General features: G+C 71.5%; 22 protein-coding genes. 11 read left to right on the forward strand and 11 right to left on the reverse strand.

Annotated elements, in window-relative coordinates; all coding sequences use genetic code 11:
- Positions 1-282: 282 nt before the first annotated feature.
- On the forward strand, positions 283-1,392 hold the full coding sequence (locus tag ACIQWX_RS22295) for a pyridoxal-phosphate dependent enzyme (protein ID WP_400874027.1): 1,110 nt from the start codon (positions 283-285) through the stop codon (positions 1,390-1,392).
- Positions 1,389-2,006 (forward strand): transcriptional regulator, encoded by a 618-nt coding sequence (locus ACIQWX_RS22300; protein WP_400874029.1) that lies wholly within the window; start codon positions 1,389-1,391, stop codon positions 2,004-2,006. Before ACIQWX_RS22295 ends, ACIQWX_RS22300 begins: the two co-directional genes overlap by 4 nt.
- On the opposite strand, the gene ACIQWX_RS22305 is transcribed toward ACIQWX_RS22300, so the two are convergent.
- Positions 1,994-3,388 carry an amino acid permease gene (locus ACIQWX_RS22305; protein WP_400874032.1) on the reverse strand — a complete coding sequence of 465 codons (1,395 nt, stop codon included), beginning with the start codon at positions 3,386-3,388 and terminating at the stop codon, positions 1,994-1,996. The two genes, ACIQWX_RS22300 and ACIQWX_RS22305, sit on opposite strands and share 13 nt — an antisense overlap.
- Positions 3,389-3,629: 241 nt before the next feature.
- Between ACIQWX_RS22305 and ACIQWX_RS22310 the strand changes: the two genes are divergently transcribed.
- The 3 genes from ACIQWX_RS22310 (at position 3,630) to ACIQWX_RS22320 (ending at position 8,214) form a co-directional block, all read left to right on the forward strand.
- Positions 3,630-4,634: a LacI family DNA-binding transcriptional regulator gene (locus tag ACIQWX_RS22310; protein ID WP_400874035.1), complete on the forward strand. Its 1,005-nt coding sequence runs from the start codon at positions 3,630-3,632 to the stop codon at positions 4,632-4,634.
- Between the two features lie 83 nt (positions 4,635-4,717).
- Positions 4,718-7,555: a glycoside hydrolase family 2 TIM barrel-domain containing protein gene (locus ACIQWX_RS22315; RefSeq protein ID WP_400874038.1), complete on the forward strand. Its 2,838-nt coding sequence runs from the start codon at positions 4,718-4,720 to the stop codon at positions 7,553-7,555.
- 65 nt (positions 7,556-7,620) lie between these two features.
- Positions 7,621-8,214, forward strand: coding sequence for a hypothetical protein (locus ACIQWX_RS22320; RefSeq protein ID WP_400874041.1), 594 nt, complete (start codon positions 7,621-7,623; stop codon positions 8,212-8,214).
- A 19-nt stretch (positions 8,215-8,233) separates the two neighbouring features.
- Here ACIQWX_RS22320 and ACIQWX_RS22325 read toward each other — a convergent pair whose 3' ends face one another.
- The 3 genes from ACIQWX_RS22325 to ACIQWX_RS22335 are packed head-to-tail and all read right to left on the reverse strand — an operon-like array spanning position 8,234 to position 9,243.
- Positions 8,234-8,362, reverse strand: coding sequence for a helix-turn-helix domain-containing protein (locus ACIQWX_RS22325; RefSeq protein ID WP_400874043.1), 129 nt, complete (start codon positions 8,360-8,362; stop codon positions 8,234-8,236).
- 22 nt (positions 8,363-8,384) lie between these two features.
- Entirely contained in the window at positions 8,385-8,624 is a 240-nt protein-coding gene (locus ACIQWX_RS22330) for a helix-turn-helix domain-containing protein (protein WP_400874046.1), read from the reverse strand.
- A complete protein-coding gene (locus ACIQWX_RS22335) occupies positions 8,548-9,243 on the reverse strand; it encodes a TetR family transcriptional regulator (protein ID WP_400874049.1) in 696 nt (231 codons plus the stop codon). Before ACIQWX_RS22335 ends, ACIQWX_RS22330 begins: the two co-directional genes overlap by 77 nt.
- An 88-nt stretch (positions 9,244-9,331) precedes the next feature.
- Between ACIQWX_RS22335 and ACIQWX_RS22340 the strand changes: the two genes are divergently transcribed.
- The 4 genes from ACIQWX_RS22340 (at position 9,332) to ACIQWX_RS22355 (ending at position 13,587) form a co-directional block, all read left to right on the forward strand.
- Positions 9,332-10,450 (forward strand): FAD-dependent monooxygenase, encoded by a 1,119-nt coding sequence (locus ACIQWX_RS22340; protein WP_400874052.1) that lies wholly within the window; start codon positions 9,332-9,334, stop codon positions 10,448-10,450.
- A 33-nt stretch (positions 10,451-10,483) separates the two neighbouring features.
- The gene (locus tag ACIQWX_RS22345) at positions 10,484-11,014 is read left to right on the forward strand and encodes a PadR family transcriptional regulator (protein ID WP_400874055.1); all 531 of its coding nucleotides are present in this window, start codon (positions 10,484-10,486) and stop codon (positions 11,012-11,014) included.
- A 140-nt stretch (positions 11,015-11,154) separates the two neighbouring features.
- Positions 11,155-11,814 (forward strand): ABC transporter ATP-binding protein, encoded by a 660-nt coding sequence (locus ACIQWX_RS22350; RefSeq protein ID WP_400874058.1) that lies wholly within the window; start codon positions 11,155-11,157, stop codon positions 11,812-11,814.
- 3 nt (positions 11,815-11,817) lie between these two features.
- Complete coding sequence (locus ACIQWX_RS22355) at positions 11,818-13,587, forward strand: FtsX-like permease family protein (protein ID WP_400874061.1); 1,770 nt, start codon at positions 11,818-11,820, stop codon at positions 13,585-13,587.
- A 3-nt stretch (positions 13,588-13,590) separates the two neighbouring features.
- Here ACIQWX_RS22355 and ACIQWX_RS22360 read toward each other — a convergent pair whose 3' ends face one another.
- The gene (locus ACIQWX_RS22360; RefSeq protein WP_400874064.1) at positions 13,591-14,268 is read right to left on the reverse strand and encodes an NUDIX hydrolase; all 678 of its coding nucleotides are present in this window, start codon (positions 14,266-14,268) and stop codon (positions 13,591-13,593) included.
- Between the two features lie 76 nt (positions 14,269-14,344).
- Here ACIQWX_RS22360 and ACIQWX_RS22365 point away from each other — a divergent pair, with 76 nt between their 5' ends.
- Both ACIQWX_RS22365 and ACIQWX_RS22370 read left to right on the forward strand, forming a co-directional pair.
- A complete protein-coding gene (locus ACIQWX_RS22365; protein WP_400874067.1) occupies positions 14,345-15,346 on the forward strand; it encodes an SPFH domain-containing protein in 1,002 nt (333 codons plus the stop codon).
- Positions 15,343-16,212 (forward strand): hypothetical protein, encoded by an 870-nt coding sequence (locus ACIQWX_RS22370; protein ID WP_400874069.1) that lies wholly within the window; start codon positions 15,343-15,345, stop codon positions 16,210-16,212. The genes ACIQWX_RS22365 and ACIQWX_RS22370 overlap by 4 nt, the downstream gene beginning before the upstream one ends.
- A 47-nt stretch (positions 16,213-16,259) precedes the next feature.
- On the opposite strand, the gene ACIQWX_RS22375 is transcribed toward ACIQWX_RS22370, so the two are convergent.
- The 6 genes from ACIQWX_RS22375 to ACIQWX_RS22400 all read right to left on the reverse strand — a co-directional run bounded on the left by ACIQWX_RS22375 (position 16,260) and on the right by ACIQWX_RS22400 (position 23,020).
- Positions 16,260-18,482 carry a glycoside hydrolase family 15 protein gene (locus ACIQWX_RS22375; protein WP_400874072.1) on the reverse strand — a complete coding sequence of 741 codons (2,223 nt, stop codon included), beginning with the start codon at positions 18,480-18,482 and terminating at the stop codon, positions 16,260-16,262.
- Positions 18,483-18,781: 299 nt separating this feature from the next.
- A complete protein-coding gene (locus tag ACIQWX_RS22380) occupies positions 18,782-19,477 on the reverse strand; it encodes a TetR/AcrR family transcriptional regulator (RefSeq protein ID WP_400874075.1) in 696 nt (231 codons plus the stop codon).
- Positions 19,478-19,504: 27 nt separating this feature from the next.
- Positions 19,505-20,599: a glycerate kinase gene (locus ACIQWX_RS22385; RefSeq protein WP_400874078.1), complete on the reverse strand. Its 1,095-nt coding sequence runs from the start codon at positions 20,597-20,599 to the stop codon at positions 19,505-19,507.
- Positions 20,596-20,973 carry a gamma-glutamylcyclotransferase gene (locus ACIQWX_RS22390; protein WP_400874081.1) on the reverse strand — a complete coding sequence of 126 codons (378 nt, stop codon included), beginning with the start codon at positions 20,971-20,973 and terminating at the stop codon, positions 20,596-20,598. The genes ACIQWX_RS22385 and ACIQWX_RS22390 overlap by 4 nt, the downstream gene beginning before the upstream one ends.
- A gap of 10 nt (positions 20,974-20,983) precedes the next feature.
- Positions 20,984-22,429 carry an NCS2 family permease gene (locus ACIQWX_RS22395; protein ID WP_400874084.1) on the reverse strand — a complete coding sequence of 482 codons (1,446 nt, stop codon included), beginning with the start codon at positions 22,427-22,429 and terminating at the stop codon, positions 20,984-20,986.
- Positions 22,430-22,537: 108 nt separating this feature from the next.
- Positions 22,538-23,020, reverse strand: coding sequence for a nucleoside deaminase (locus ACIQWX_RS22400; RefSeq protein WP_400874086.1), 483 nt, complete (start codon positions 23,018-23,020; stop codon positions 22,538-22,540).
- Between the last annotated feature and the right edge of the window lies 1 nt (position 23,021).

The raw sequence follows: 23,021 nt of genomic DNA on the forward strand, positions 1-23,021 counted from the left end.
AGTCCACTGTGGATCCCCGGATCTCCCGGGTTCGTCGTGCTCACGCGACCTCACTCGTGACGGCCGCGCGCGGACGGCACCGGCTCCGACCAGCACGACTCCCGGTATTCAGCCGGACACCATCGGTACCTCCAGTCCCCCGCCGCGCGCTTGCCGACAAGAATTTTCCACTCTCCGGTGACAGATTTTCCTTAGAAGAAGCTGAAAGCGTTTCGCATACTCACCGGTAACGGTGGACTGATCGTCTACACTTGGACTGCCTGTCCAAGCACGGAGGTGGTCGTGGAGTACTGGTACGCGGACGAGCGGTCGGGGACGCGCTACCCGGGCGACCCGGTGCGGTGGCGCGGCGACGACGGTGCGCCGCTGACCGTCGCCCCGCTGCCCGGCCTCACCCCCGGCGACGTCGACACCGGCGTCCGGTCGCTCTGGCGCTACCGGGCCGCCCTGCCCGGCGACCTGCGCCCGGTCTCGCTCGGCGAGGGCTGCACCCCGCTGGTCCCGCGGCCGTGGGGCGACGGCGACGTGCGGTTCAAGCTCGAGTGGTTCAGCCCGACCGGCAGCTTCAAGGACCGCGGGTCCAGCGTCATGATCTCCGCGCTGGCCGGCGCCGGGGTCACCGAGCTGCTGGAAGACAGCTCCGGCAACGGCGGTTCGTCGGTCGCGGCCTACAGCGCCGCGGCCGGCATCGCGGCCACCGTGCTCGCTCCGGAGGGGACGTCACCGGCGAAGGTCCTGCAGACCCGCGCGTACGGCGCCGACGTCGAGCTGGTGCCCGGCACGCGCGACGACACCGCCGCCGAGGCCGTCCGCCGCTCGGCGCGCACCACCTACGCCAGCCACAACTGGCACCCCTTCTTCCTGCAGGGCACCAAGACGCTGGCGTACGAACTGTGGGAGGACCTGGGCTTCCGCGCACCGGACGCCGTCGTCACGGTGGCCGGCGCCGGCAGCATCGTGCTGGGCTGCGACCTCGGGTTCGGCGAGCTGCTGGCCGCCGGGTCGATCACCCGGCGGCCGCGCCTGCTGGTCGCCCAGCCCCGCAACTGCTCCCCGATCGACGCCGCTTTCCACGACCGGCAGCCACCGCCGTTCGCGCCGACCGTCGCCGAAGGGACCGCCATCCGGCAGCCGGTCCGCCTCCCGGAGGTCGTCGCGGCGATCCGCCGGTCCGGCGGCGACACCGTCGCGATCGAAGAGGACGCCATCGCCGCGGCGGCCCGCCGGCTGGCGGCGCTGGGCCTCTACGCGGAGCCGACCAGCGCGACCGCCGCCGCGGCCGTCGACGTCTTCCGCGCCCGCGGCGCCATCCGGCCCGGCGAGACGACCGTCGTCGTCCTCACCGGATCCGGGCTGAAGGCGCCGGACAAGCTGCGGGAGCTGATCGGATGACCGAGGACGAGCTCCTGCTGCGCGAGGCCGAGAAGATCGCGCAGGCCGTGGGCCGGATGTTCCCGGGGCTGTGCGAGGTCGTGCTGCACGACCTGCGCGACCCGGCCCACGCCGTGCGCGCGATCGAAGGCGGCCTGTCCGGGCGCGCCGTCGGCGATCCGGCGACCGAACTCGGCCTGGCCCGGATCGCCGACCCCGGTTTCCCGGACGTGCTCCAGAACTACCCGAACCGCTTCCCGGACGGACGGCCGGCGAAGAGCACGTCGATCGGCATCCGCAACTCGGGCGGCGAGTACGTCGCGGCGCTGTGCCTCAACCTCGACGTCTCGCTGCTCGGTTCCGCGGCGCGCGCCCTGACCCGGCTGGCCCGCGCCGACGAACCGGCCCCGCTGACCGAGTCGCTGCGGGCCCGCACCGGCGACGAGCTGCGCGCACTGGTCGAGGACTACGCCACCGAGCGCGGCCACACCCCGCGCGGCCTGCCGCCGGCGGCGAAGAAGGACCTCGTCCGGACGCTCAAGGAGCGCGGGTTCCTGGAGCTGAAGAACGCGGTGCCGGCGCTGACCGACCTGCTCGGGATCTCGCGGGCGAGCGTCTACAACTACTTGCGCTGAGCCGCGGGTTCCCGCCGCTTCACCACGAACCGCCAGCCGACCGCGAGGACCACGGCCAGCACTGGGATCGAGTAGAACGCGATCTTCTCCGCGCCGTCCGAGAAGCCCATCAGCACGACCACCAGCACCAGGAACGCCAGCGTCGCCCAGGCCGAGTACGGCGCCCACGGCATCCGGTACGACGGGCGCTCCAGCTCGCCGCGCAGCGCGGCCTGACGCAGCCGCAGCTGGCAGAAGACGAGCGTCGCCCAGGTCGTGATCACGCCGAGGGAGGCGATTGCGATCGCGATGTCGAACGCGTCCTTGGGCACCAGGTAGTTCAGCACCACGCCGAGCAGGTAGGCGACCGAGGTGAACAGGATGCCGCCGTAGGGCACGTGGCGGCTGCTCATCCGGCTGACGAACGACGGCGCTTCGCCCTTCTCGGCCAGCGAGCGCAGGATCCGGCCGGTCGAGTAGAGCCCGGAGTTGACGCTGGAGAGCGCCGCGGTCAGCACGACCGCGTTCATGACGTCGCCGATGCCCGGGATGCCGAGGCGGCTGAACACGGTCACGAACGGGCTTTCGTCGCCGTTGTAGAACGGCCACGGCAGCAGCATGGCCAGCATCAGCACCGAGCCGACGTAGAAGACGCCGATCCGCCACACCACGCCGTTGATCGCCTTTGGCAGCACCTGGCGCGGATTCTTCGTTTCGCCCGCCGCGATGCCGACGACCTCGATGGCCGAGTAGGCGAAGATGACCGCCTGCAGCGTCATCAGCGCGATGCCGACGCCCGCCGGGAAGAATCCACTGTGGTCGGTCAGGTTGTGCACGCCGGCCGGCGTGCCGCCGATGTCCGCGCTGGTGAAGACCAGGCCCAGCGCGGTGACCAGGAAGACGACGATGGCCAGCACCTTGACCACCGAGAACCAGAACTCCAGCTCGCCGAACAGCTTGACGCTCAGCAGGTTCACCGCGAGCAGCACGCCGAGGGCGACCAGCGCGGTGATCCACTGCGGCACGTCCGGCAGCCACTTGTGGACGTAGATCGCGACCGCGGTGATCTCCGCGATCCCGGTCATGGCCCAGTTCACCCAGTACATCCAGCCCGAGACGAACCCGGCCCACGGGCCGATGAACTTCCGCGCGTAGGTGACGAAGCTGCCGGAGCTGGGCTCGTGCAGGACGAGCTCGCCGAGCGCGCGCATCACGAAGTAGGCGGCCACCCCGCAGATCGCGTAGGAGAGGACCAGCGAGGGGCCGACCTGGTGCAGCTTCCCGCCGGCGCCGAGGAACAGCCCGACGCCGATCGCGCCGCCGATGGCGATCATCTGCACTTGGCGGTTGCCCAGTGCTTTCGAGTAGCTTTCACCGTTTTCGGTGAGGAGCGAGGAATCCATGGTTCACGCACGCTAGAGGTTGTGCGTCAGGTCACCAAGCAGGCTAAGGAAGACTTAAGGTGTGCCGGAGATCACCACCCGCTTTCGTTGGTGCTAGCCGGTTTCGATTTGACACGGCGATTCCACACCGGCCACACGTCCGGGAGGTGACCGAAGTGGACAGTCGGCCGGCCGCCGGGGCTCGCGCCGCCCGGCCACCCGCGGGGGTGGCGCCCGGACCGCGGGCAGGCATACTCGACGGGTGTCCTCGAGCAGCACGGAACCCCGGCGGGTGACGATCCACGACGTCGCCCGCTCGGCCGGCGTGTCGCGGCAGACCGTCTCGCGGGCCCTGAACGACAAGGCCGAGATCGACGGCTCGACCAAGCAGCGCGTCCTCGACGCCGCCCGGGAGCTGGGGTACCGGCCGAGCCGGTTCGCCCGCGGCCTGGTCCGGCCGGACACCACGACCATCGGCCTGGTCGTGCCGGACCTGCTCAACCCCTTCTTCACCGAAGTCGCCTCCGGGGCGCTGGCGGCCGCCCGGGCGCGTGGCTGGCACGTCGTCGTCTACGACACCGCCGGCGACGCCGAGCAGGAGCTCGCCACGCTCCGGGTCATCGGCTCGCAGGTCGACGCCGTGGTCGGCTACTTCAGCCGGTCCGAAGAGGACCTCGACCGGTTCACCCCGGGCGTCCCGGTGGTGCTGCTCGGCCGCGAGCCGCGCCTGCCGCGGTTCAGCGGCATCCCGATCGACGGCGAGGACGGCGTCCGCGAGGCCGTCGCGCACCTCGCCGGGCGCGGGCACCGGCGGATCGGGATGCTCGACGACGACGGGCGCGAGCCCAGCGTCCGGCAGCTCTGGTTTCGCCGGGCCGCCGCCGAGCACGGCCTCGCGGTCGCGCCCGGGTGGATCGCGCGCGCCGCCCAGACCGTGGACGGCGGCGGTGCGGCCCTGGCGAGCCTGCTCGCCGCCCACCCCGACGTCACCGCCGTGTTCGCGTTCAACGACGTCATCGCCATCGGCGCCCTGCGCGAAGCCCGCCGGTTCGGCCTGCGCGTCCCGGACGACCTCGCGGTGATCGGGTTCGACGGGCTCGCCCTCGGCACCCTCGTCGACCCGGAGCTCTCCAGCGTCGCCATCGACACCCGGGCGTTCGGCGCGCTGGCCGTCGAGCAAACGACGCGGCTCGTGACCGGTGCCGCGCCCCTCGAACCCGGTGAGCTGGTCGTCCGCGCCCGGCTTCACCTGCGGGAATCCGCCTGATCACTTGACACGCCGACCCGGCGGTCCGCACACTTCGGCCAGTCCCGTGAACGTTCACGGGAACGCTCACGGGAGGTGTCGCGGTGTACGTCGAAGACCCAGGACCGGGCTACGGCTCGGTGGCTCCGCGCGCGGCCTTCGGCTCCGATGCGCCGTCGCTGTCGCTGACCGGCGTCTGGCGGTTCCACCTGTCGCCGAGCCTCGCCGCCGCTCCCCCGGATGTCGCCGATCCCGTGTTCGACGACTCCGCGTGGGACGAGCTGCCGGTGCCCTCGCTGTGGCAGCTGCACGGGCACGGCAAGCCCGCCTACACGAACGTGCACTACCCGTTCCCGGTCGACCCGCCGCACGTGCCGTCGGAGAACCCGACCGGTGACCACCGGCTGCGGTTCGACCTGCCCGCGGCGTGGCCGTCCGGGTCGTCTCTGCTGCGCTTCGACGGGATCGACTCGTGCGGCCGGATCTGGCTCAACGGCACCGAGCTCGGCGTGACGAAGGGCAGCCGGCTGCCGGCGGAGTTCGAGGTCGGGTCGCTGCTGAAGCCGCACGGCAATGTCCTGGTCGTGCGCGTGCACCAGTGGTCGGCCGGCAGCTACCTCGAAGACCAGGACATGTGGTGGCTGTCCGGGATCTTCCGGCCCGTGACGCTGCTCGCCCGCCCGGCCGGCGGCATCGGCGACCACTGGATCCACGCGGACTACGACCACACGACCGGGCTGGGCACGGTCCGAGTCGAGGCCGGCTCGGACGTCGTGCTGGACATCCCGGCACTGGGCGTCGCCGGGCACCCGGCCGGTTCGCCGTTGGAGCTGCCCGTCGAACCGTGGAGCGCCGAAACCCCGCGGCTCTACGACGGCACACTGTCCACAGTGGCCGAACGGGTACCGGTGCGGATCGGGTTCCGGACCGTGACGATCGAAGACGGGCAGCTCAAGGTCAACGGGCGGCGCCTGCTGCTGCGCGGGGTGAACCGGCACGAACACGACCCGCGCACCGGGCGCGTCGTCTCGCGCGAAACCGCGCTGACCGACGTCCTGCTCATGAAGCGGCACAACGTCAACGCCGTCCGGACCAGCCACTACCCGCCGGATCCCACGTTCCTCGAACTGTGCGACGAGCACGGCCTGTGGGTGATCGACGAGTGCGACCTGGAGACGCACGGCTTCGGGCCGCTCGGGTGGGACCGCAACCCCAGCTCCGAGCCGATGTGGACGGACGCCTACCTCGACCGGATCCGCCGCACGGTGGAGCGGGACAAGAACCGGCCCAGCGTGATCCTCTGGTCGCTGGGCAACGAAAGCCACACCGGCGACAACCTCGCGCGGATGGCGGAGTGGGTGCGCGAACGCGACCCCAGCCGTCCGGTGCACTACGAAGGCGACCACGACTGCTCCTATGTGGACGTCCACAGCCGCATGTACGCGACACCGTCCGAAGTGGAGCTGATCGGGCGTCGCGAGGACGACGACGAGCGTCGCCGGGACCTGCCGTTCATCCTCTGCGAGTACGCGCACGCCATGGGCAACGGCCCGGGCGGGCTGCTCGAATACCGCGAGCTGTTCGAGCGGTACCCGAACTGCCAGGGCGGGTTCGTCTGGGAGTGGATCGACCACGGCCTGGCCGCGCCGGGCCGCTTCGCCTACGGCGGCGACTTCGGCGAGCCCCTCCACGACGGCAACTTCGTCATCGACGGCCTGCTCTTCCCGGACCGGACGCCGTCCCCGGGGCTGACGGAGTTCGCGAAGATCATCGAGCCGGTCCGGATCGACGCCGATCCGTCCGGCATCCGGGTGTCGAACCACTACGACTACGTGGACACCGCGCACTTGACGTTCACCTGGGTGCTCGATGAGGAAGGAACCGCTGTCGCGAACGGGGTTCTCGACGTGCCGGCTGTCCACTCCGGACACGACGTTTCGGTTCCGCTGCCGTCGTTGCCGCCGACCCGCGGCGAGTCGTGGCTGACCGTCTCGGCGTCGCTGACGTCCGGGACGGCGTGGGCGCCCGCCGGCCACGTCGTCGGCTGGGGCCAGCTGCCGGTGACGCCCGCGCCGGCCCGTGCCTTGCCTTCGCCGCGGGGTCCGGTGTTCCGCACGTCCGGACGGCTCGTCCTCGGCGCCGGCGAGTTCGATCCCGCGACGGGCACGCTGACGACGCTCGGCGGGCACCCGATCCGAGGGCCGCGGCTGGACGTCTGGCGCGCGACGACGGACAACGACCGCGGGTCGTCGCCCGGGCCGTCCGAAGCGTCGCAGTGGCGGGCGGCAGGGCTGCACCGCATGCAGCACCGGGTGATCGAGGTCGACGCCGACGGCGACGAACTGGTGGTGCGCACCCGCGTCGCGCCGCCGGCGCAGCCGTTCGGCCTGCTCACGGACTACACGTGGTCGGCCTTCGAGGGCGGCCTGCGGCTGCGCGTCGACGTGACCCCCGACGGCGACTTCCCGGGCACGCTCCCCCGGCTCGGCCTGGCGATGGCGGTCCCGGGCACGTTCGGCTCGGCCGAGTGGTTCGGCGCGGGCCCCGGCGAGGCGTACCCGGACAGCCGCCAGGCGGTGCGGATCGGGCGGTTCTCGAGCAGCGTCGACGGCCTGCAGACGCCGTACGTCTTCCCGCAGGAGAACGGCAACCGGGCCGACGTGCGCTGGGTGCGTCTGACGGACCCGGCCGGAGCGGGCCTGCGCATCGACGGCGACCCGGTGTTCGGCTTCACGGCCCGCCGCTGGACGGCGGCGGCGGTGGAGGCGGCCCGGCACACCGACGAGCTGCAGCCGGGATCGCTGGTCCACTTGACGCTGGACGTGGCCCAGCACGGCCTCGGGACGGCGGCCTGCGGGCCCGGCGTGCTGCCGGCGTACCGGCTGGTGCCGCGGAAGACGTCGTTCAGCCTGTGCTTCCGGCTCGCCACTGTCGCAAATTGAGACCCCGGGGCGCTCCCGGATGCGGTGTCGTTGAGGTTCGACCGCCGCCGACAGGAGCGTCCCGGATGACCCCTTCCACGACGACCCCCACGAGCGCCCGGCAGCTCACGACGCCCGGCGCGCTCGGCCTGGCCGATCTCGTCGCGCTCTTCGACGACCTCCAGTTCACCCTCGAGTGCTGCGAACGGCTGGTGGCCGAGCTGGCCCGCCCGCGGGTCGACGCCGTGCTCGTCGAGGCGCTGTGGGTGTCCGCGCTCAACTCCTACGCCCGCTGTTTCCGCACCGGCGACCGCGGCTTGCACCTGACGGTCGACGACGTCACGGCCACCGGCGTGCCGGGCGAGGTCGCCGAGTGGCACGCGCTGCTGGGCCGGATCCGCGACTTCTCGATCGACGGGCCGGTCAACCCGCGCGAGGCCTACTCGGTCGGTGTCTCACAATCCTCGGGTGGCGAGGCTTCGGGGGTGGTCATCACGTCGGCCGCGCGGCCGCTGGTGGACGACGTCACGGTCAAGCAGACCGGCCGGCTGGCCTTCGAGCTGAGCCGGCTAGTGGACGAGCGGATCAAGGACCACCAGCAAACGGTGTTCGCGGCGGCGTCGAAGCTGACTCCGGCCCAGCTCTCGGCGCTTCCCTCGATCGAGGTCGCGTCTCAATAAGTCTCATTAGTGCGTCTCATTATTCCCCGCCCGGCAGGTGGCGGTAGATCGTGGCGCGGGAGACGCCCAGCGCCGTCGCGATGTCGGCAGGGGCATGCCCGGCGTCGTAAAGGCGCCGGGCCGCCTCGATCGTCGCCGAGGCAATCACTCGGCGAGTGCGGGGCCTGGCCTCATTCCGCACCCGGCAGGTGCCGATAGATGGTGGCCCGGGAGACGCCCAGCGCCGTGGCGATGACAGCCGGCGCGTGCCCCGCGTCGTAGAGACGCCGGGCCGCCTCGATCGTCGCCGGAGCAAGCACCGACGGCCAGCCCCGGCAGGCGCGAGACCTGGCCTCATTCCGCGCCCGGCAGGTGGCGATAGATGGTGGCGCGGGAGACGCCCAGCGCCGTGGCGATGTCAGCAGGCGCATGGCCGGCGTCGTAAAGGCGCCGGGCCGCCTCGATCGTCTCCGGGCTCATCACCGGTGGCCGGCCGCGGCGAGCACGGGCGCCCACCTCGGGTTCGGGGACCGCGTACAACCGGTCGACGCCGTCGAGGACCGCCGCGCGCAGTTCGTCCGCCGGCGCGTCGGCGAACAGCACCACCGGGTCGCTGAGCATCGCGATCGCCTGTGCCGCGCGGACCCGGCCCGCCAGGTCCGCGTCCGGGCCCGCCACCAGGTGGTTCGCCTTCAGCATGCCGTCGCGGAAGCGGTCGAACACCGCCTTCGACGCGGTGAGGCCGAGGTCGCGCAGGTTCATCCGGAGCAGGTAGCGGTGGCTCAGCCACACGTCGAGCAGTCCCTCGATCGCCGCCGCGCGCGGGGCGGCGGCGTCCGCGGCCTTCGCCATGGCCGTTTCGAGGTCGGCCAGCAGCGGCTCGGCCAGCGCCGTCACGATGTCCGCCTTGCCCGGGAAGTGGTACAGCACGGCGGTTTTCGTGACGCCGACGCGCTCGGCCAGTTCCCGGACCGACACCGCGTGGAAGCCGCGCTCGGAGAACTCCTCGAGCGCGGCGCTGAGGATCCGGGCGCGGGTGTCGTCGGTCATCGCCCGAGCCTAGCCGGTTGCCTGACCGGTGGACAGGAGCGTACGGTCATGACTGACCGATGGTCAGGACTTCGATGGGGGTACCACCATGACCGAGCGGACCGCACTGATCTCCGGCGCGGGCGTCGCCGGGCCGACGCTGGCGTACTGGCTGGCCCGCGCCGGCTTCCGGCCGACCGTCGTCGAGCGCGCCGCCGGGCTGCGCTCGAGCGGCAGCCCGGTGGACGTGCGCGGGCCGGCCGCGCGCGTCGCCGACCGGATGGGCATCACCGGGAAACTGCGCGAGGCGAGCACGGCCGTGACGTCGATGAAGTTCGTCGACGACGCCGGGCGCCGGACCGGCCGCGTCGCGATCGGCGGCGACGGCGGCATCGAGCTGCCGCGCACCGACCTCGCGGCGATCCTGCACGAAGCCGCGCGCGAGGACGCGGAGTTCGTCTTCCACGACTCGATCACCGAGCTGAGCCAGGACGACGGCGGTGTCGACGTCACGTTCGAGCGGGGCGCGCCGCGGCGCTTCGACCTGGTGATCGGCGCCGACGGCCTGCACTCGGGCGTGCGGCGGCTGGTGTTCGGGCCGGAGCACGCGTTCGTCGAGCACATGGGCGTCTACATCGCGACGCTGTCGCTGGCCGAGCCGCCCGCCGACCGCACCCAGCTGGTGATGTACAACTCGCCCGGCCGGGCGGTCGCGGTGCACCCGTCGCGCGGCCGCGGGATCGCCGCGTTCATGTTCCGCAGCGCCGCCGTGCCGGGGTTCGACCACCGGGACACCGCGCTGCACAAGCGGATGCTCGCCGAGGCGTACGAGGGCGCCGGCTGGCGCGTGCCGGAACTGCTGGAGCGCGTGCGCGAGGCCGGCGACCTGTACCTGGACTCGGTGAGCCGGGTGCGGATGGCCGGCTGGTCGTCCGGCCGGATCGCGCTGGCCGGGGACGCGGCGTCGTGCGTGTCGTTGTTCGGCGACGGCTCGACGCTGGCGATGGCCGGCGCGCACACGCTGGCGGAGGAGCTGGACCGGACCCCGGGCGACGCGGCCGGGGCGTTCCGCCGGTACGAGGCGGCACACCGGAAGCTGGTGGAACCGAAGCAGCGCAACGTCTCCACGGCGGCGGCCCTGCTCATCCCGGCCACCCGCCGCGGCCTGGCGGTCCGCAACTTCGGCACGCGCCTGCTTCCGCTCGTGCGGCGGCTGACGCCCGCTTGACACGTCCTTTGGCTAACCGCTATCTATTGAGCCGTGCAGGACGTCGTGCTGGCTTTGCTGGCGAAGGAGCCGTCGCACGGCTATGACCTGCGGCGGCGGCTGGTGTCGGCGCTCGGACCGGTGGGGGACTCGCTGAACGTGGGGCAGATCTACGTGACGCTCACCCGGCTCGAGAAGGCGGGCCTGGTGGTCCAGGAGCGCGAGGACGAGCCGGTCCGCGGCCCGCGGCGCAAGGTGTACGCGCTGACGGCGGCCGGGCAGGAGCGGGTGGTCGCGTGGATGGCCGAGGGGGCCGGGCCGAAGGCGGACGTCGCAGAGTTCCACCTGAAGCTGGTGGCCGCGGCCGAGTCGGGCCTGGCCGACCCCCTCTCCCTGGTGGACGCCCGGCGGCGCGAGCTGCTCCGCAGCCTCGCCGACGCACAGCAGGCGGCACTCGCCCAGGACGCGGATTCGGAAGCCGGCCTGCTCCTGGAGGGCATCACGCTGCGGTGGCAGGCCGAGCTGCGCTGGCTGGAAGCGTGCGAGCGGACGTGGTCCGCCCGAGGGAAAGGCGGGAACGCATGACGGGAGACGGCCGGCGGCCCGGAGGTGGCTCACGGCAACAACGGGCAACCGCGCCTCCGCGACCGCATGTCGAAGGACCGGTTCTGCAGGCCATCGGCCTCTCCCGCACCTACGGCCGGGGCGAAACCCTCGTCCGCGCCGTGGACGGCATCGACCTCGACATCCCCGCCGGGCAGACCCTCGCGGTCACCGGACCCAGCGGCTGCGGGAAGTCCACACTCCTCCAGCTGCTCGGCGGCCTCGACCGGCCGACCCGCGGCCAGGTCCGGCTCGGCGGCCGCCGGATCGACCACCTCGGGGAACGCGCGCTCGCCCGCCTGCGCCGGCGCGCCACCGGGTTCGTCTTCCAGGACTTCCACCTCATGGAGGAGCTGACCGCCGCCGAGAACATCGAGCTGCCCGCCCTGCTCGCCGGCGCTTCCCCGCGCACCGCCCGCGGCCGCGCCACCGCGCTGCTGGACCGGGTCGGGCTCGACGGCCGCGCCCGCCACCTGCCGTCCGAACTCTCCGGTGGGCAGCGGCAGCGGGTGGCCGTGGCCCGGGCGCTGGTCAACGCACCCCTTGTCGTGCTGGCCGACGAGCCCACCGGCAACCTCGACAGCGCCGCGACCCGCGACGTCCTCCGCCTCTTCGACGAACTGCGCGCCGGCGGCCAAACCCTGGTCGTGGTCACCCACGACGACCGCGTCGCCGCCACCGCCGACCGCGTCGTCGCGCTGCGTGACGGCGCCCTCGTCGACGACACCCGGCTCGACGGCGCCACGGCCCCGCTCGGCGCGCTGCTGAGCTGGGAAGGCTGAGCCGTGGGGCGTCTGCCGCTCGTGTGGCGCCTGGCCGCGCGCGACCTGCGCCGCCGTCCCGGCGAGGCCGCGCTGTTCCTGGTCGCCGTCACCGCCGCCACGGCCGCGCTGACCCTCGGCCTGGCGACCGGCAGCGCCGTGACGACCGGGTACGAGAACACCCGCGCGGCCACCGCCGGCCCCGACCTCACCGTCATCACGACGGCCACCGACCCGTCGGACCTCGCCGGCCGCCTCGCGCGCACGCCCGGCGTCGCCGAGCAGGCCGACCCGATCTTCGCCTTCGACGCCACCGTCGGGCTGCACGGCCGCGAGGCGCACTCGTCGATCGAAGGCCGCGACGAGGGTCCCTCCACAGTGGACCGTCCACTCGTGACCGACGGCTCCTGGGTCCGCCCCGGCGGCGCGGTGGTCGAACGCGGCTTCGCGGAGGTGTTCGGCGTCCACGTCGGCGACGACGTCACCCTCGGCGGCCGGGCCTACCCGGTCGTCGGGATCGCGATCAGCGCCGCCACCCCCGTGTACCCGTGGAGTGACTGGGCCCAGGGCGACGGCCCGTCCGACCGGGGCGGCCGGATCTGGCTCACCACCGCCGACGCGAAGGCCGCCATCGGGGACGCGACCGTCGTCTACTTGATCCACTTGAGACTGTCCGATCCGGACGCACCGACCACTTGGCGGGACACCGTGTTCGCCAAGGACAACCGAGGCGGCGACTGGGTCAACACGCACAATTGGCAGACGGTGCTGCGGACCGACACGAACATGATCAAGGACACCCGGCCGACCCTGATCGCCGGCGGCTGGCTGCTGGCCGCGGCCGCGATCGTCACCCTCGCGGCGCTCGCCGCCGTCCGCGCCGCCCGGGACAATCGGCGCGCCGGGTTGCTCAAGGCGGTCGGGGCGGGTCCGCGGACCGTCGCCGCGGTTCTGCTGGCGCAGTACGTACTGCCGACGGCCGTGGCGACCGCGCTCGGCCTGACCGCCGGGACGCTGGCCGCGCCCGGGCTGGCCAATCCCAGCGCCGGCCTGCTGGTCACCACCCAGCCGCCGGGCGTGGGCACCGTCGTCGCCGTGGTCATCCTCGCGGCATTGGTGGTCTTGACCGCGACGGCCGGGCCTGTCCTGCGGGCGGCGCGGACCAGCACCGTCCACGCCCTGGCCGAGCCGGCCCACCTGATCTCGCGCCACCCGCGGCTGACCGCGTTGACGGCGTATCTGCCGACGTCGCTGCTGGTCGGCGTCCGGCTGCTCGCCCGCCGGCCGGGCCGCGCCGCGTTGACGGCGCTCGGGACGGCGGCCATCAGCGTCACGATCTCCGCGCTGCTGGCGTTTCGCGCCGCCGTCGCCCACGACACGGGCACCGGGCTGACCGATCCCGCCATGGCGGCGGTGAACGCCCGGATCGGCCAGGTCGCGTTGGGGGTGACGGTCGCGCTGGCCGCGCTTTCCGTGCTCAACACGGTGTTCGTCGGATGGAGCAGCGCGGTCCAGGCGCGGCACGCGCTGGCGGTCAGCCGCACGTTCGGCGCGACGCCGGGTCAGGTCGTCGCGGCGCTGTGCACCGCGCAGCTCCTGCCCGCCGTGCCCGCGGTGCTCGCCGGCATCCCGGGCGGGATCGGGTTGTACGGGTTCTTCAACCCGAAGTTCGCCCCGCCCCCGGTGCCGGCGCAGTTCGTGGCCGCCCTCGGGGTGCTGGTGGCGGTCGGCGTGCTGACCGCGCTGCCCGCGTGGGTGCACGCCCGCCGCCCGGCCGGGCGCGCGCTGGCCTGAGCGTCACCCGCGCAGCATCGGCGGGTACAGCAACTCGGCCTTCCCCCGCCGGTACAACTGCGCGGGACGGCCACCGTCCCGGGTGGTCGTCCGCCCGGTCGGCGCCAGCAAACCCTCGGCCCCGGTCACCTTGCGGTGGAAATTGCGCGGGTCCAGCCGCGTGTCCCACACCAGCTCGTACACCCGCCTCAGCTCCGCGACCGTGAACTCCGGCGCGCAGAACGCCGTGGCCAGCGGGGAATACTCCAGTTTCGCGCGGGCGCGCTCGACCCCGTCGGCCAGGATCCGGTCGTGGTCGAACGCCAGGTGCTCGCGGGCCGGCGACCGCACTGGCGTCCAGCGTGCCTCCGCTGCGTCGGTGCCCGCGCGAGGCGTTGGCAAGTCCGGTGCCAGCGCCAGGTACGCGACCGTCACCACGCGCATCCGCGGGTCGCGGTCCGGGGCGCCGTAGCCGGCGAGCTGTTCGATGTGGACGGTCCCCGGCGCCAGCCCCGTCTCCTCCGCCAGCTCGCGGCGCGCCGCGTCCGAGAGGTCCTCGTCCTCGCGGACGAACCCGCCGGGCAGTGCCCACTCCCCTTTGTACGGCTCGACTCCCCGGCGCACCACCAGTGCGCACAGCTCGTCCCCGGTCAGGGTGAGCACGACGAGATCCACAGTGACGGCGAACGGCGGGTGACCCATGCCACGACTATAATCGTCACCTTGACGATTAGCCACCCGTCCGCATATCGTCACCTCGACGATAAGAGGAGGGCTCATGGCCGACATCGACCGCCGCTTCGGGTTCCGCCACCTGCGTGGCGCCCCCACCGTGCACATCCGCCACTACCGCCGCGGCAAGCTCGCGCACGACGGCGTCGGACTGTCGTTCTGGTACCGGCCGCTGACCGCGGTCGTCTCGGAGGTCCCGGTCGACGACCGCGAACTGCCGCTGCTGTTCCACGCCCGCACGGCCGACTTCCAGGACGTCACCGTCCAGCTCGCGCTGACCTTCCGGATCGAGAACCCCGAGCTGGCCGCGCAGCGGATCGACTTCTCCATCGACCCGAACACCGGACGCTGGAGAAGCGACCCCCTCGCCCAGATCAGCGGGCTGCTCACCGAGAACGTCCAGCAGTACGCCGTGGAGGTGCTGACCCGCATCGACCTGGCGACCGCGCTGGTCGACGGCGTGAGCGCGGTCCGCGACCGGGTCCGCGCGGGGCTCGCCGAGGAGGACACGCGGCTCGCGCAGACCGGCTCGGCCGTCGTCGACGTCCGCGTCGTCGCGATCCGGGCCGAGCCGGAAGTCGAAAAGGCGTTGCAGACGACCGCGCGGGAGAAGGTCCAGCAGGAGGCCGACCGGGCGACCTTCGAGCGGCGCGCGCTGGCCGTCGAACGCGAACGCGCGATCGGCGAAAACGAGCTGCAGAACCAGATCGAGCTCGCCCGTCGCGAAGAGCAGCTGGTCGCCCAGCGCGGCACGAACGCCCGGCGTCAGGCCGAAGAAGCCGCGGCGGCGAGCCGGATCGAGACCGAGGCGCAGGCCTCGCGCAAGGAACGTCTGACGCTCGTCGAAGCCGAAGGCAAGCGCGCGCTCGGTGAGGCGGAAGCGGCCGGGGAAGCCGCGCGGCTGGCCGCGTACCGCGACCTGCCCGAAGGTGTCCTGACCGGCCTGGCGCTGAAGGAGCTGGCCGGCAACCTGCCGCAGATCGACAGCCTGACGGTCACGCCGGACCTGCTCGCGCTGCTGCTGACGAAGCTGGGTGTGCGGTCGTGAGCCTCGCACCGCGCGTCGTGCTGGTGCACCGGCGCACCGAGCTGGCCGAGCTGCTCGCCCGGCACGGCACACGCGGCCAGGCGGAGTTCTTCCTGCGCACGCGCGGGCGGGACCTGGCCGAGGTGACCGAGGCGGACGCCGCCGTGCGTGCGGCCCTCGCCGCGGCGTCGGCGGCCATCCCGCTCGACTGGCGCCGCGGCGAGGTCGAACGGGCGGACCTCGACCGGTTCCTGTTCACCCCGGAGGACGTCGTCGTCGTGGTCGGCCAGGACGGGCTCGTCGCGAACGTGGCCAAGTACCTCGACGGGCAGCCGGTGGTCGGGATCGCGCCGGGCGCGCCCGGGGTGCTGGTGCGGCACCCACCGGCGGCCGTCGCGGACCTGGTGCGGTCCACTCAGGACGTCGAGCACCGCACGATGGCCGAGCTGACCGCCGACGACGGCCAGCGGCTGCTCGCGCTCAACGAGATCTACCTGGGCCACGCCGGGCACCAGACGGCCCGCTACCGGCTGGGGGTCGGTGGCGGGCCGGCGGAACGCCAGGCGTCGTCGGGGATCCTCGTCGGGACGGGCACCGGCGCGACCGGCTGGTGCGGGTCGGTGTGGCGCGAACGCGGCAGCGCGTTACGCCTGCCTGCGCCCGGCGAGGCCCGGCTGGTCTGGTTCGTGCGCGAGGCCTGGCCGTCGCCGACGACCGGAACCACGTGCACCGAAGGGGAACTGACGCGGGCGCCGCTGACGGTCGAGGTCGAGTCCGACCGCCTGGTCGCGTTCGGCGACGGCCTCGAAGCCGACACGGTGGCCCTCACCCGCGGCCAGACGGCGACGTTCGTCCCGGCGGCGAAGACCGTCCGCCTGGTGCGGTGACCGCCGGTCCGGCACACCGAGGGGGCGTGCCGGGCCGGCAGGTCGTTCTAGGTGCCGTAACGAGACTTGACGATCGACGGTGTGTCGAGGTTGTGGCCCGCGTCCATGCTCTGGGCGAGCCGGAGGTACTGGCCCTCGGCCCACATCAGCGGGCCAGCGCTGCCCGTTGGGCGGCCCAGGCCAAAGCAGCCGACGTCGGCGCGGTCCCAGATCTGCTCGGGCACGAAGTAGCCTTCGTTGGCCGAGTCCGCCATGGACTTCAGGTAGACCGTGGCCGAGCGGCCGTTGGCGAGTTCGTATTGGCCCCGCTCCCCCGACAGCACCGGCCAGAGGCGGCCGAACCGTTGGCCGCCGTTCGCGGGCCAGCCCGTGCAGTTCGTGGTGCTCTCGCCGTAGTTGTCGTGGGGGTAGCGGTGGAAGTAGATGTCGCCGTTGGGGAGCGTCACCTGCACCGACGAGTTGCCGTCGGACGCGGCCGCTGTGGGGGCTATCGAGTTCGCGATCGTCGCGTCCGCTGCTGGGCGGATGCCGAGTCGGACGAGGTCCAGGAACCCGAAGTCCGTGACGTCGTGCTCGTAGAAGCAGCCTTCGTCAAAGCAGATCGTTGCGCTGTCGTTGGGGTTTCCCGCTCGGTCCAGGCGCTCGTAGTACGTGTGGCCGCCCCAGTAGCCGGTTGTCGTGACCGTCCAGCCTGCCAGGGAGTTGCGCCAGTTGTCCGCTGTGGACTCCCATGATGTGGCGCTTGCTGTGTCGCCGTTCGCGCGTGCGATTGCGCCTGCTGCGATCAAGCCGGCGATTTCGGCTGCCACTGATGATGGGGACTTTCCGTACTGCTCTTCCCAGCGCTCGGTTGTGTCCGGGCCGGTTGAGACTATGTGGTTGGCCGTTGTTTTGACCTTGGCGTACGTTGACGCGTCGGTCAGGCCGGTCAGCCAGGCCAGCAGGATTGCGTCGGCGTCCTGGTCGAGCTGTTCGCAGCAGCCGAGTTGCTGGGCGGTGGCGCCGTTCACCCCGGATACCGGGCTGTAGCGGGGGAATGAGCCTGCCGGGTACGTCGTGCCGTCTCCGGCTGTGGGGGTGCCGATCCACTGGGAGTTCCAGAGGAATTGGGCCATCCGTTTGGCCTGGGCGCTGTCGCCGGCGGCGAGGAGACCCGTTGCCTGCTGGTAGAGGTCGCGGCCCCAGACTCGGTGGTAGCCGTCGTTGAGGTGGTCGCCGTTTGTGTAGTCGCCCCAAGGGGTCGCCAGGCCCGCGACGCTTGCTCCGGGGTGTTGTCTGTCCTCCGCCGTCTTCAGCGCCATTGCTGCCACGTAGTACGCGCGGCGGCGTTGTGTGTCGCCCGAGACGCTGGCCGGGGCCGGTTTCAGGCTGTTCACGTAGGAGTTCCAGCCGGTGCGGTAGGTACTCGAGATTGCCGAGAAGCCGGTGCTCAGCGAGCCGCTCGCGTTGGACGTTGCCGCTGCCGTCGTGCTGCCGTAGCCGAGGGCGACCGTGAACGTCGTGTCCGTTCCTACCGGGATCTGTCCACACTGGACCACGTTGCCCGTGCTGGAGATGTTGTCGAACTGGTTGTTCAGGTTCTTGTCCGCACGGAGGTCGGTCAGGCAGTCGCTCGCCGCGCCCGTGTAGCCGTTGTCGTGCGCTGTGAAACCGGTCGAGACTCGTATTGCCTGTGCGACTGTCGTTGCTGTGCCGGCGAACAGGGTCTCGGTTCCGGTTGCTACCAGGCCGGTACCGTCCCACCACGCGTTGTCGTTCGCCCCTCCGCCCGCCATTGACGGGTTGGCCAGGAGGTACAGGCGGTAGTTTCCGCCGTCCAAGGATTGGAAGCGGGTGTTCGTGAGCAGTGTTGCTCGGGCTGGGTCCGTTACGTAGTCCGTGGTGATGCGGTACTTTCCGCTCTTTGCCGTGTTTGTGACCGTGTACTGGAGTGCCTTCTCGTCCGGCATCGTCACTGCGTGGTTCGTCGCGTCTCGCTCGAGGTCCACGAATGTGGTTCCGTCGGTGATCACGTACTGCATGTCCTGCATGTTCGGGATGTCGGCTCGGGGGTAGAACACCTCGGATGTCACTCCGTTGGCCACCGTGAACCACAGTGGGCTGGCCGTTGTCGTTGATGTCCCCAATGCTGACTTGTTGCCCGTTGCCCAGGAGGCTCCTCCTCCGCAGCAGTCTGTTGCCGTGCCGCTTGCTTGGGCTGTCGCCGGGACTGCCGCTGTGAGCAGGATTGTTGCTCCTGTGCTGGCCAGGACCGCTTTCCACCTGATCATCGGGGCCTCCGACGGCTTTGTCGTGGATATGTTGTGGGCGGCAACATATTGGGTCACGTCGGGGTGACAAGCAATGTCCGATCGGACTGGATCGATACAGCCCTGCTACGAGTGGACTAGCCACTGGCATGGTCTCTGTCTGCAACCCCGAAGCTGGCATTGTGACTACGGCCGGTAACACCGCGTCAAGGCGGGAAAGATGCCTTGACCCGGTGTTGCCGGCCGTGTTCTGGCTTCGGATCGGGGTTGCGGGAGGGCCTGGGTTCCGATGGTGCTCGGGTTTTCGACTGGCCCTCGCTTTACGCGTTTGCTATGCGGTTCAGCCATTCGGCCATCAGCACCCGTTCTGCCTGGGTCAGCGCTGCTGCTCCGTCCAGGCCTGCCCTTAGTGCTATTGCTCGCTCTGGCAGGCCTGAACCTGGCTGCTCCTCTGTTCCCGTCAGGATTCGGGTCAGTACCGTCTCTCGGGCCGTTGTTGACAGCTCTTCGTCTCGCTCTTGCTCCGGCGTTGCGATCAGCGACAGGACTACGCCCATTCCTGTTGCGTGCACCAGTCTTGCCGCTCGCTCTACGCTCACCCTCAGCCTGCCCGCTGCCGCTACTCGCTCGACTATTCCTCGCAGCATTGCCTCTGCCTCGCGCGCTGCCGGGGATGTGCGGCCTGGGCGGGCGTCTCCGTACATCAGCACGTAGAACTCGGGCCTCGACAGCCCGAACTCGATGTGCAAGTCCCAACCTCGGCGGAGGTCCTCTACCGCGTCGCCCGTTGAGCCCAGGGCTCGCTTGCTCGTCAAATACTCGTCGAACCCGTACGCCGCTACCGCGTCCAGCAGGCCGTCCTTGTCTCCGAACAGCCTGTACAACGCCGGGGGCTGGACGCCCGCCGCCGCGCTTACCGCGCGTGTTGACAACCCGTCGCGGCCCTCGGCCACCAGCAGTGCTGCTGCCGCCTCCAGGATGCGTGCCCGGGTGTCCGCCGCCGTCTTTGTTGCCATGGTTACGATGGTAACCAATTGCTGGTATCAGGCGTTCAGCTGATCGATCGCCAGGCGGTGGGCGAGGCGGCGCAGCAACGGTGCCGCCTCCGCCATGCAGCGTGACGGGTCTGGTTCCAGGTCCGTCAGGGCGTACGCCGCCGAGATTCCCGCGTCGCGCAGCTTTGCCGCGGACAGCTGGCAGCGGCCGGATACCGCTACGCACGGTATTCCCTTGGCCGCCGCCGCTCGCGCCACCCCGGCCGGGGCCTTGCCGGACAACGTCTGCTCGTCCAGGGATCCCTCGCCCGTCACGACCAGCGATGCTCCGGCCAAGGCCCCGTCGAAGCCCAGTAGGTCCAGCAGTAGCTCGATGCCCGGTCGCATCCGGGCACCCAGCACTGCCATTGCCGCGAAACCCACTCCCCCGGCCGCGCCCGCGCCGGGACGGGATGCGAAATCCGAGCCGGCGATCGACGCCCAGTTCCGCAACGCCGCGTCCAGCGTCTCGACTTCCTCCGGCGATGCTCCCTTCTGCGGGCCGTAGACCGCCGCCGCTCCGTGGGGTCCATAGAGCGGGTTGTCCACGTCGCTCGCCAGCTCGATGTCCACTTCGGACAACCCCGACACGTCCAGTGACGCCAGCCTAAGAAGGGCCGCTCCGCCCAACGGAAGCTCGCGTCCGGCGGCGTCCAGGAGGCGGGCTCCCAGTGCGGACAGCATGCCCGCTCCGCCGTCCGTGCACGCGCTGCCGCCTACTCCGAGCACTATGCGGCGGCACCCCGCTCGCACGGCCGCCGCGATGACGTCGCCGGTGCCTGCGCTCGTTGCCGTCAGCGGGGCCGGGGCTCCCGGGAGGCGGTGCAGCCCGGATGCCTCGGCCAGCTCCACCACCGCCGTGTCGCCGCGGGCCGCGTACGACGCCGTCACCCGCTCCCCCGTCGGGCCTCGTGCTGGGACTCGGACCCGCTCGTAGCCGGCGGCGACCGCCGCGTCGACCGTGCCGTCGCCGCCGTCTGCCACCGGTAGGGTCTTCACCTCCAGGCCGGGGTGGACGTCGGTGAGACCGGATGCCACCGCCGATGCCACCTCGGCCGCCGTCAGTGATCCCTTGAACTTGTCCGGTGCCACCAGGACCTTCACGCGCTTGCCTTGTACGCCCGCCAGTCGCCGACCTCCGTGATGTCGCGCAACGCCACGTGCGATGTGTACGGCCGGCGCAGCAGCATGGCGAATGCCGAACTTCCGTCCGCCAGTTCCACCACCCCCAGCTCCAGCTCGTGCGGCTCCGAGGGCAGTACCTTGTCGCGCAAGTCGTCCAGTGAGACGTCGTAGACCTCGCCCGTCACCGGGGCTCCTCCGTGCGAGACCGGGTACAGCGCCGGGCACTGGTCGCCTACCGCGTAGAAACGGTACTTCGGGGCCGTTTCCGTCGTGCCCACGAAGGGCGAGCCGTCCAGGAGGTGGTGGAGCGGTTCGCCGCGCATGGCGCCGCCGTTGAAGAACATCAGGGCCACGTCATTCTCCTTAGCGGAAGAGGGCTTCTACGCCGTCGACGGCGAAGTACACCGCGAACACCAGTGCCAGCAGGGACAGCAGCCAGCCTGCCTCGCGCCACTTGCCGCGGCCGATCTTGATCAGCACGAACGCGATCAAGCCCGCGCCGACGCCGTTGGTGATCGAGTACGTGAACGGGATCAGGGCCGCCGTCAGGAACACCGGGATCGTGTAGTCGGGGTCGTTCCACGGGATGTTTCGGCACTGCGCCACCATCATGCCGCCGATGACCACCAGCGCGGGCGCCGCCGCCTGGGCCGGGACCACCCCGGCGAGGGGCGTGAACAGCAGCGTTCCGGCGAAGAGCAGGCCGGTGACGACGCTCGCCAGGCCCGTCCGGGCGCCTTCGCCGACGCCGGCCGCGGACTCCAGGAACACCGTGTTCGGCGACGAACCCGTGACGCCGCCCGCGATCGCGCCCGCGCCGTCGACCAGGAGGATCCGGCCCATCCGGGGGACCTTGCCGTTCTTCGACAGGCCGGCTTCGTCCGAGACGCTGGTGATCGTGCCCATCGCGTCGAAGAAGCCGGACAGCACCAGCGTGAACAGGAACACCGTTGCCGCGAGCGCGCCCGCCGAGGCGAAGCCGCCGAACAGGTCGATGTGGCCGAACAGCCCGAAGTCCGGCGCCGCGACCACGTGGTCGGGCAAGGCCGGAGTGGTGAGGCCCCAGCCGCCGACGCCGAACCCTTCGTGCAGCACGACGGCGAACAACGTGGCCACCCCGATGCTGATCAGCACCGCGCCCGGGACCTTGCGGGCCATCAGCACGATCATCAGCAGCAGGCCGAAGCAGAACACGACGATCGGCCAGCCGTGCAGGTGCCCGCTCGCCCCGAGGCGCACCGGGACCGTCGTCTGCGCCGCGTCCGGCATCCGGGTCACGAACCCGGCGCTGACCAGCCCGACCAGGGCGATGTAGAGCCCGATCCCGACGGTGATCGCCATCTTCAGCGGTCGCGGGATCGCGTTCATGATCCGCTCGCGGACACCGCTGACGGCCATCAGCACGATGCACACGCCTTCGAGCACGACCAGCCCGAACGCCTGCGCCCACGTCATCGACGGGGCCATCTGGAAGGCGACGATGCCGTTGATGCCGAGGCCGGCGGCCAGCGCGAGCGGCGCGTTGCCGACGAGTCCCATGAGGACGGTCATCACCGCGGCGGCCAGCGCGGTCGCGGTGGTCACCTGCGCGGCCGACAGCCGGGCGCCGGTGATGTCGGCGGAAGCGCCGAGGATGAGCGGGTTGAGCAGCACGATGTACGCCATCGCGACGAACGTCGTGACGCCGCCGCGGACTTCGCGGCCGATCGTGCTCTGCCTGGCGCGCAGCTCGAACAGCTTGTCGAGCAGCGAGCGGCGTTGCGGGGGTACTTCGTCGACCACGGGAGTGGGGACTTCGGTCTGGGTCATGCGTCCTGCCCTTGCCGGTGGGTGTGCTCGGCCAGGCCAAGGCACCACACCGTGCCTGGGCGAGCGGGACGTTCGATTCGGTTTGCTCCGGTCAGCTGGCCTTGTGGGTCAGTAGTCGGTGCGGTCGGCCTTGTCGAGCCAAGCCGCGAAGGGGGCGAAACCGTCCTTCGTGGACAGTCGGGTCACGGGCACCGTCCACGTTTCGCGGGGACGGTCGAAGAGTTCGTAGAAGGCGCGGTCGTCGAAGCCGGCCTTGGCCGCGTCGTCGCGGTCGGCGGCGAAGAGGACCTTGTCGACCCGCGCCCACAGCGCCGAGGACAGGCACATCGGGCACGGCTCGCAGCTGGAGACGAGCACGCAGCCGTCGAGCTTGAACGTGCCGAGCGCCTGGCAGGCCGCGCGGATCGCGACGACCTCGGCGTGCGCGGTCGGGTCGAGGTTCGCGGTGACGCGGTTGACTCCGGTCGCGACGACCTCGCCGTCCTTGACGATCAGCGCGCCGAAGGGGCCGCCGCCGTTCGCGACGTTCGTCGCCGCGATGCGGATGGCTTCGTCGAGCCATTCCTGCTCGACCGAAAGCGACGTGGTCATT

The organism is Amycolatopsis sp. NPDC098790 (assembly GCF_044759945.1).
Lineage (GTDB): Bacteria > Actinomycetota > Actinomycetes > Mycobacteriales > Pseudonocardiaceae > Amycolatopsis.

What these genes read in the sequence shown, in the direction of transcription:
- ACIQWX_RS22300 (WP_400874029.1), top strand. Translation starts at nt 1,389, where the DNA reads ATGACCGAGGACGAGCTCCTGCTGCGCGAGGCCGAGAAGATCGCGCAG.
- ACIQWX_RS22305 (WP_400874032.1), bottom strand. Translation starts at nt 3,388, where the DNA reads ATGGATTCCTCGCTCCTCACCGAAAACGGTGAAAGCTACTCGAAAGCA.
- ACIQWX_RS22320 (WP_400874041.1), top strand. Translation starts at nt 7,621, where the DNA reads ATGACCCCTTCCACGACGACCCCCACGAGCGCCCGGCAGCTCACGACG.
- ACIQWX_RS22330 (WP_400874046.1), bottom strand. Translation starts at nt 8,624, where the DNA reads ATGCGCCTGCTGACATCGCCACGGCGCTGGGCGTCTCCCGCGCCACCA.
- ACIQWX_RS22335 (WP_400874049.1), bottom strand. Translation starts at nt 9,243, where the DNA reads ATGACCGACGACACCCGCGCCCGGATCCTCAGCGCCGCGCTCGAGGAG.
- ACIQWX_RS22340 (WP_400874052.1), top strand. Translation starts at nt 9,332, where the DNA reads ATGACCGAGCGGACCGCACTGATCTCCGGCGCGGGCGTCGCCGGGCCG.
- ACIQWX_RS22360 (WP_400874064.1), bottom strand. Translation starts at nt 14,268, where the DNA reads ATGGGTCACCCGCCGTTCGCCGTCACTGTGGATCTCGTCGTGCTCACC.
- ACIQWX_RS22365 (WP_400874067.1), top strand. Translation starts at nt 14,345, where the DNA reads ATGGCCGACATCGACCGCCGCTTCGGGTTCCGCCACCTGCGTGGCGCC.
- ACIQWX_RS22375 (WP_400874072.1), bottom strand. Translation starts at nt 18,482, where the DNA reads ATGATCAGGTGGAAAGCGGTCCTGGCCAGCACAGGAGCAACAATCCTG.
- ACIQWX_RS22380 (WP_400874075.1), bottom strand. Translation starts at nt 19,477, where the DNA reads ATGGCAACAAAGACGGCGGCGGACACCCGGGCACGCATCCTGGAGGCG.
- ACIQWX_RS22395 (WP_400874084.1), bottom strand. Translation starts at nt 22,429, where the DNA reads ATGACCCAGACCGAAGTCCCCACTCCCGTGGTCGACGAAGTACCCCCG.
- ACIQWX_RS22400 (WP_400874086.1), bottom strand. Translation starts at nt 23,020, where the DNA reads ATGACCACGTCGCTTTCGGTCGAGCAGGAATGGCTCGACGAAGCCATC.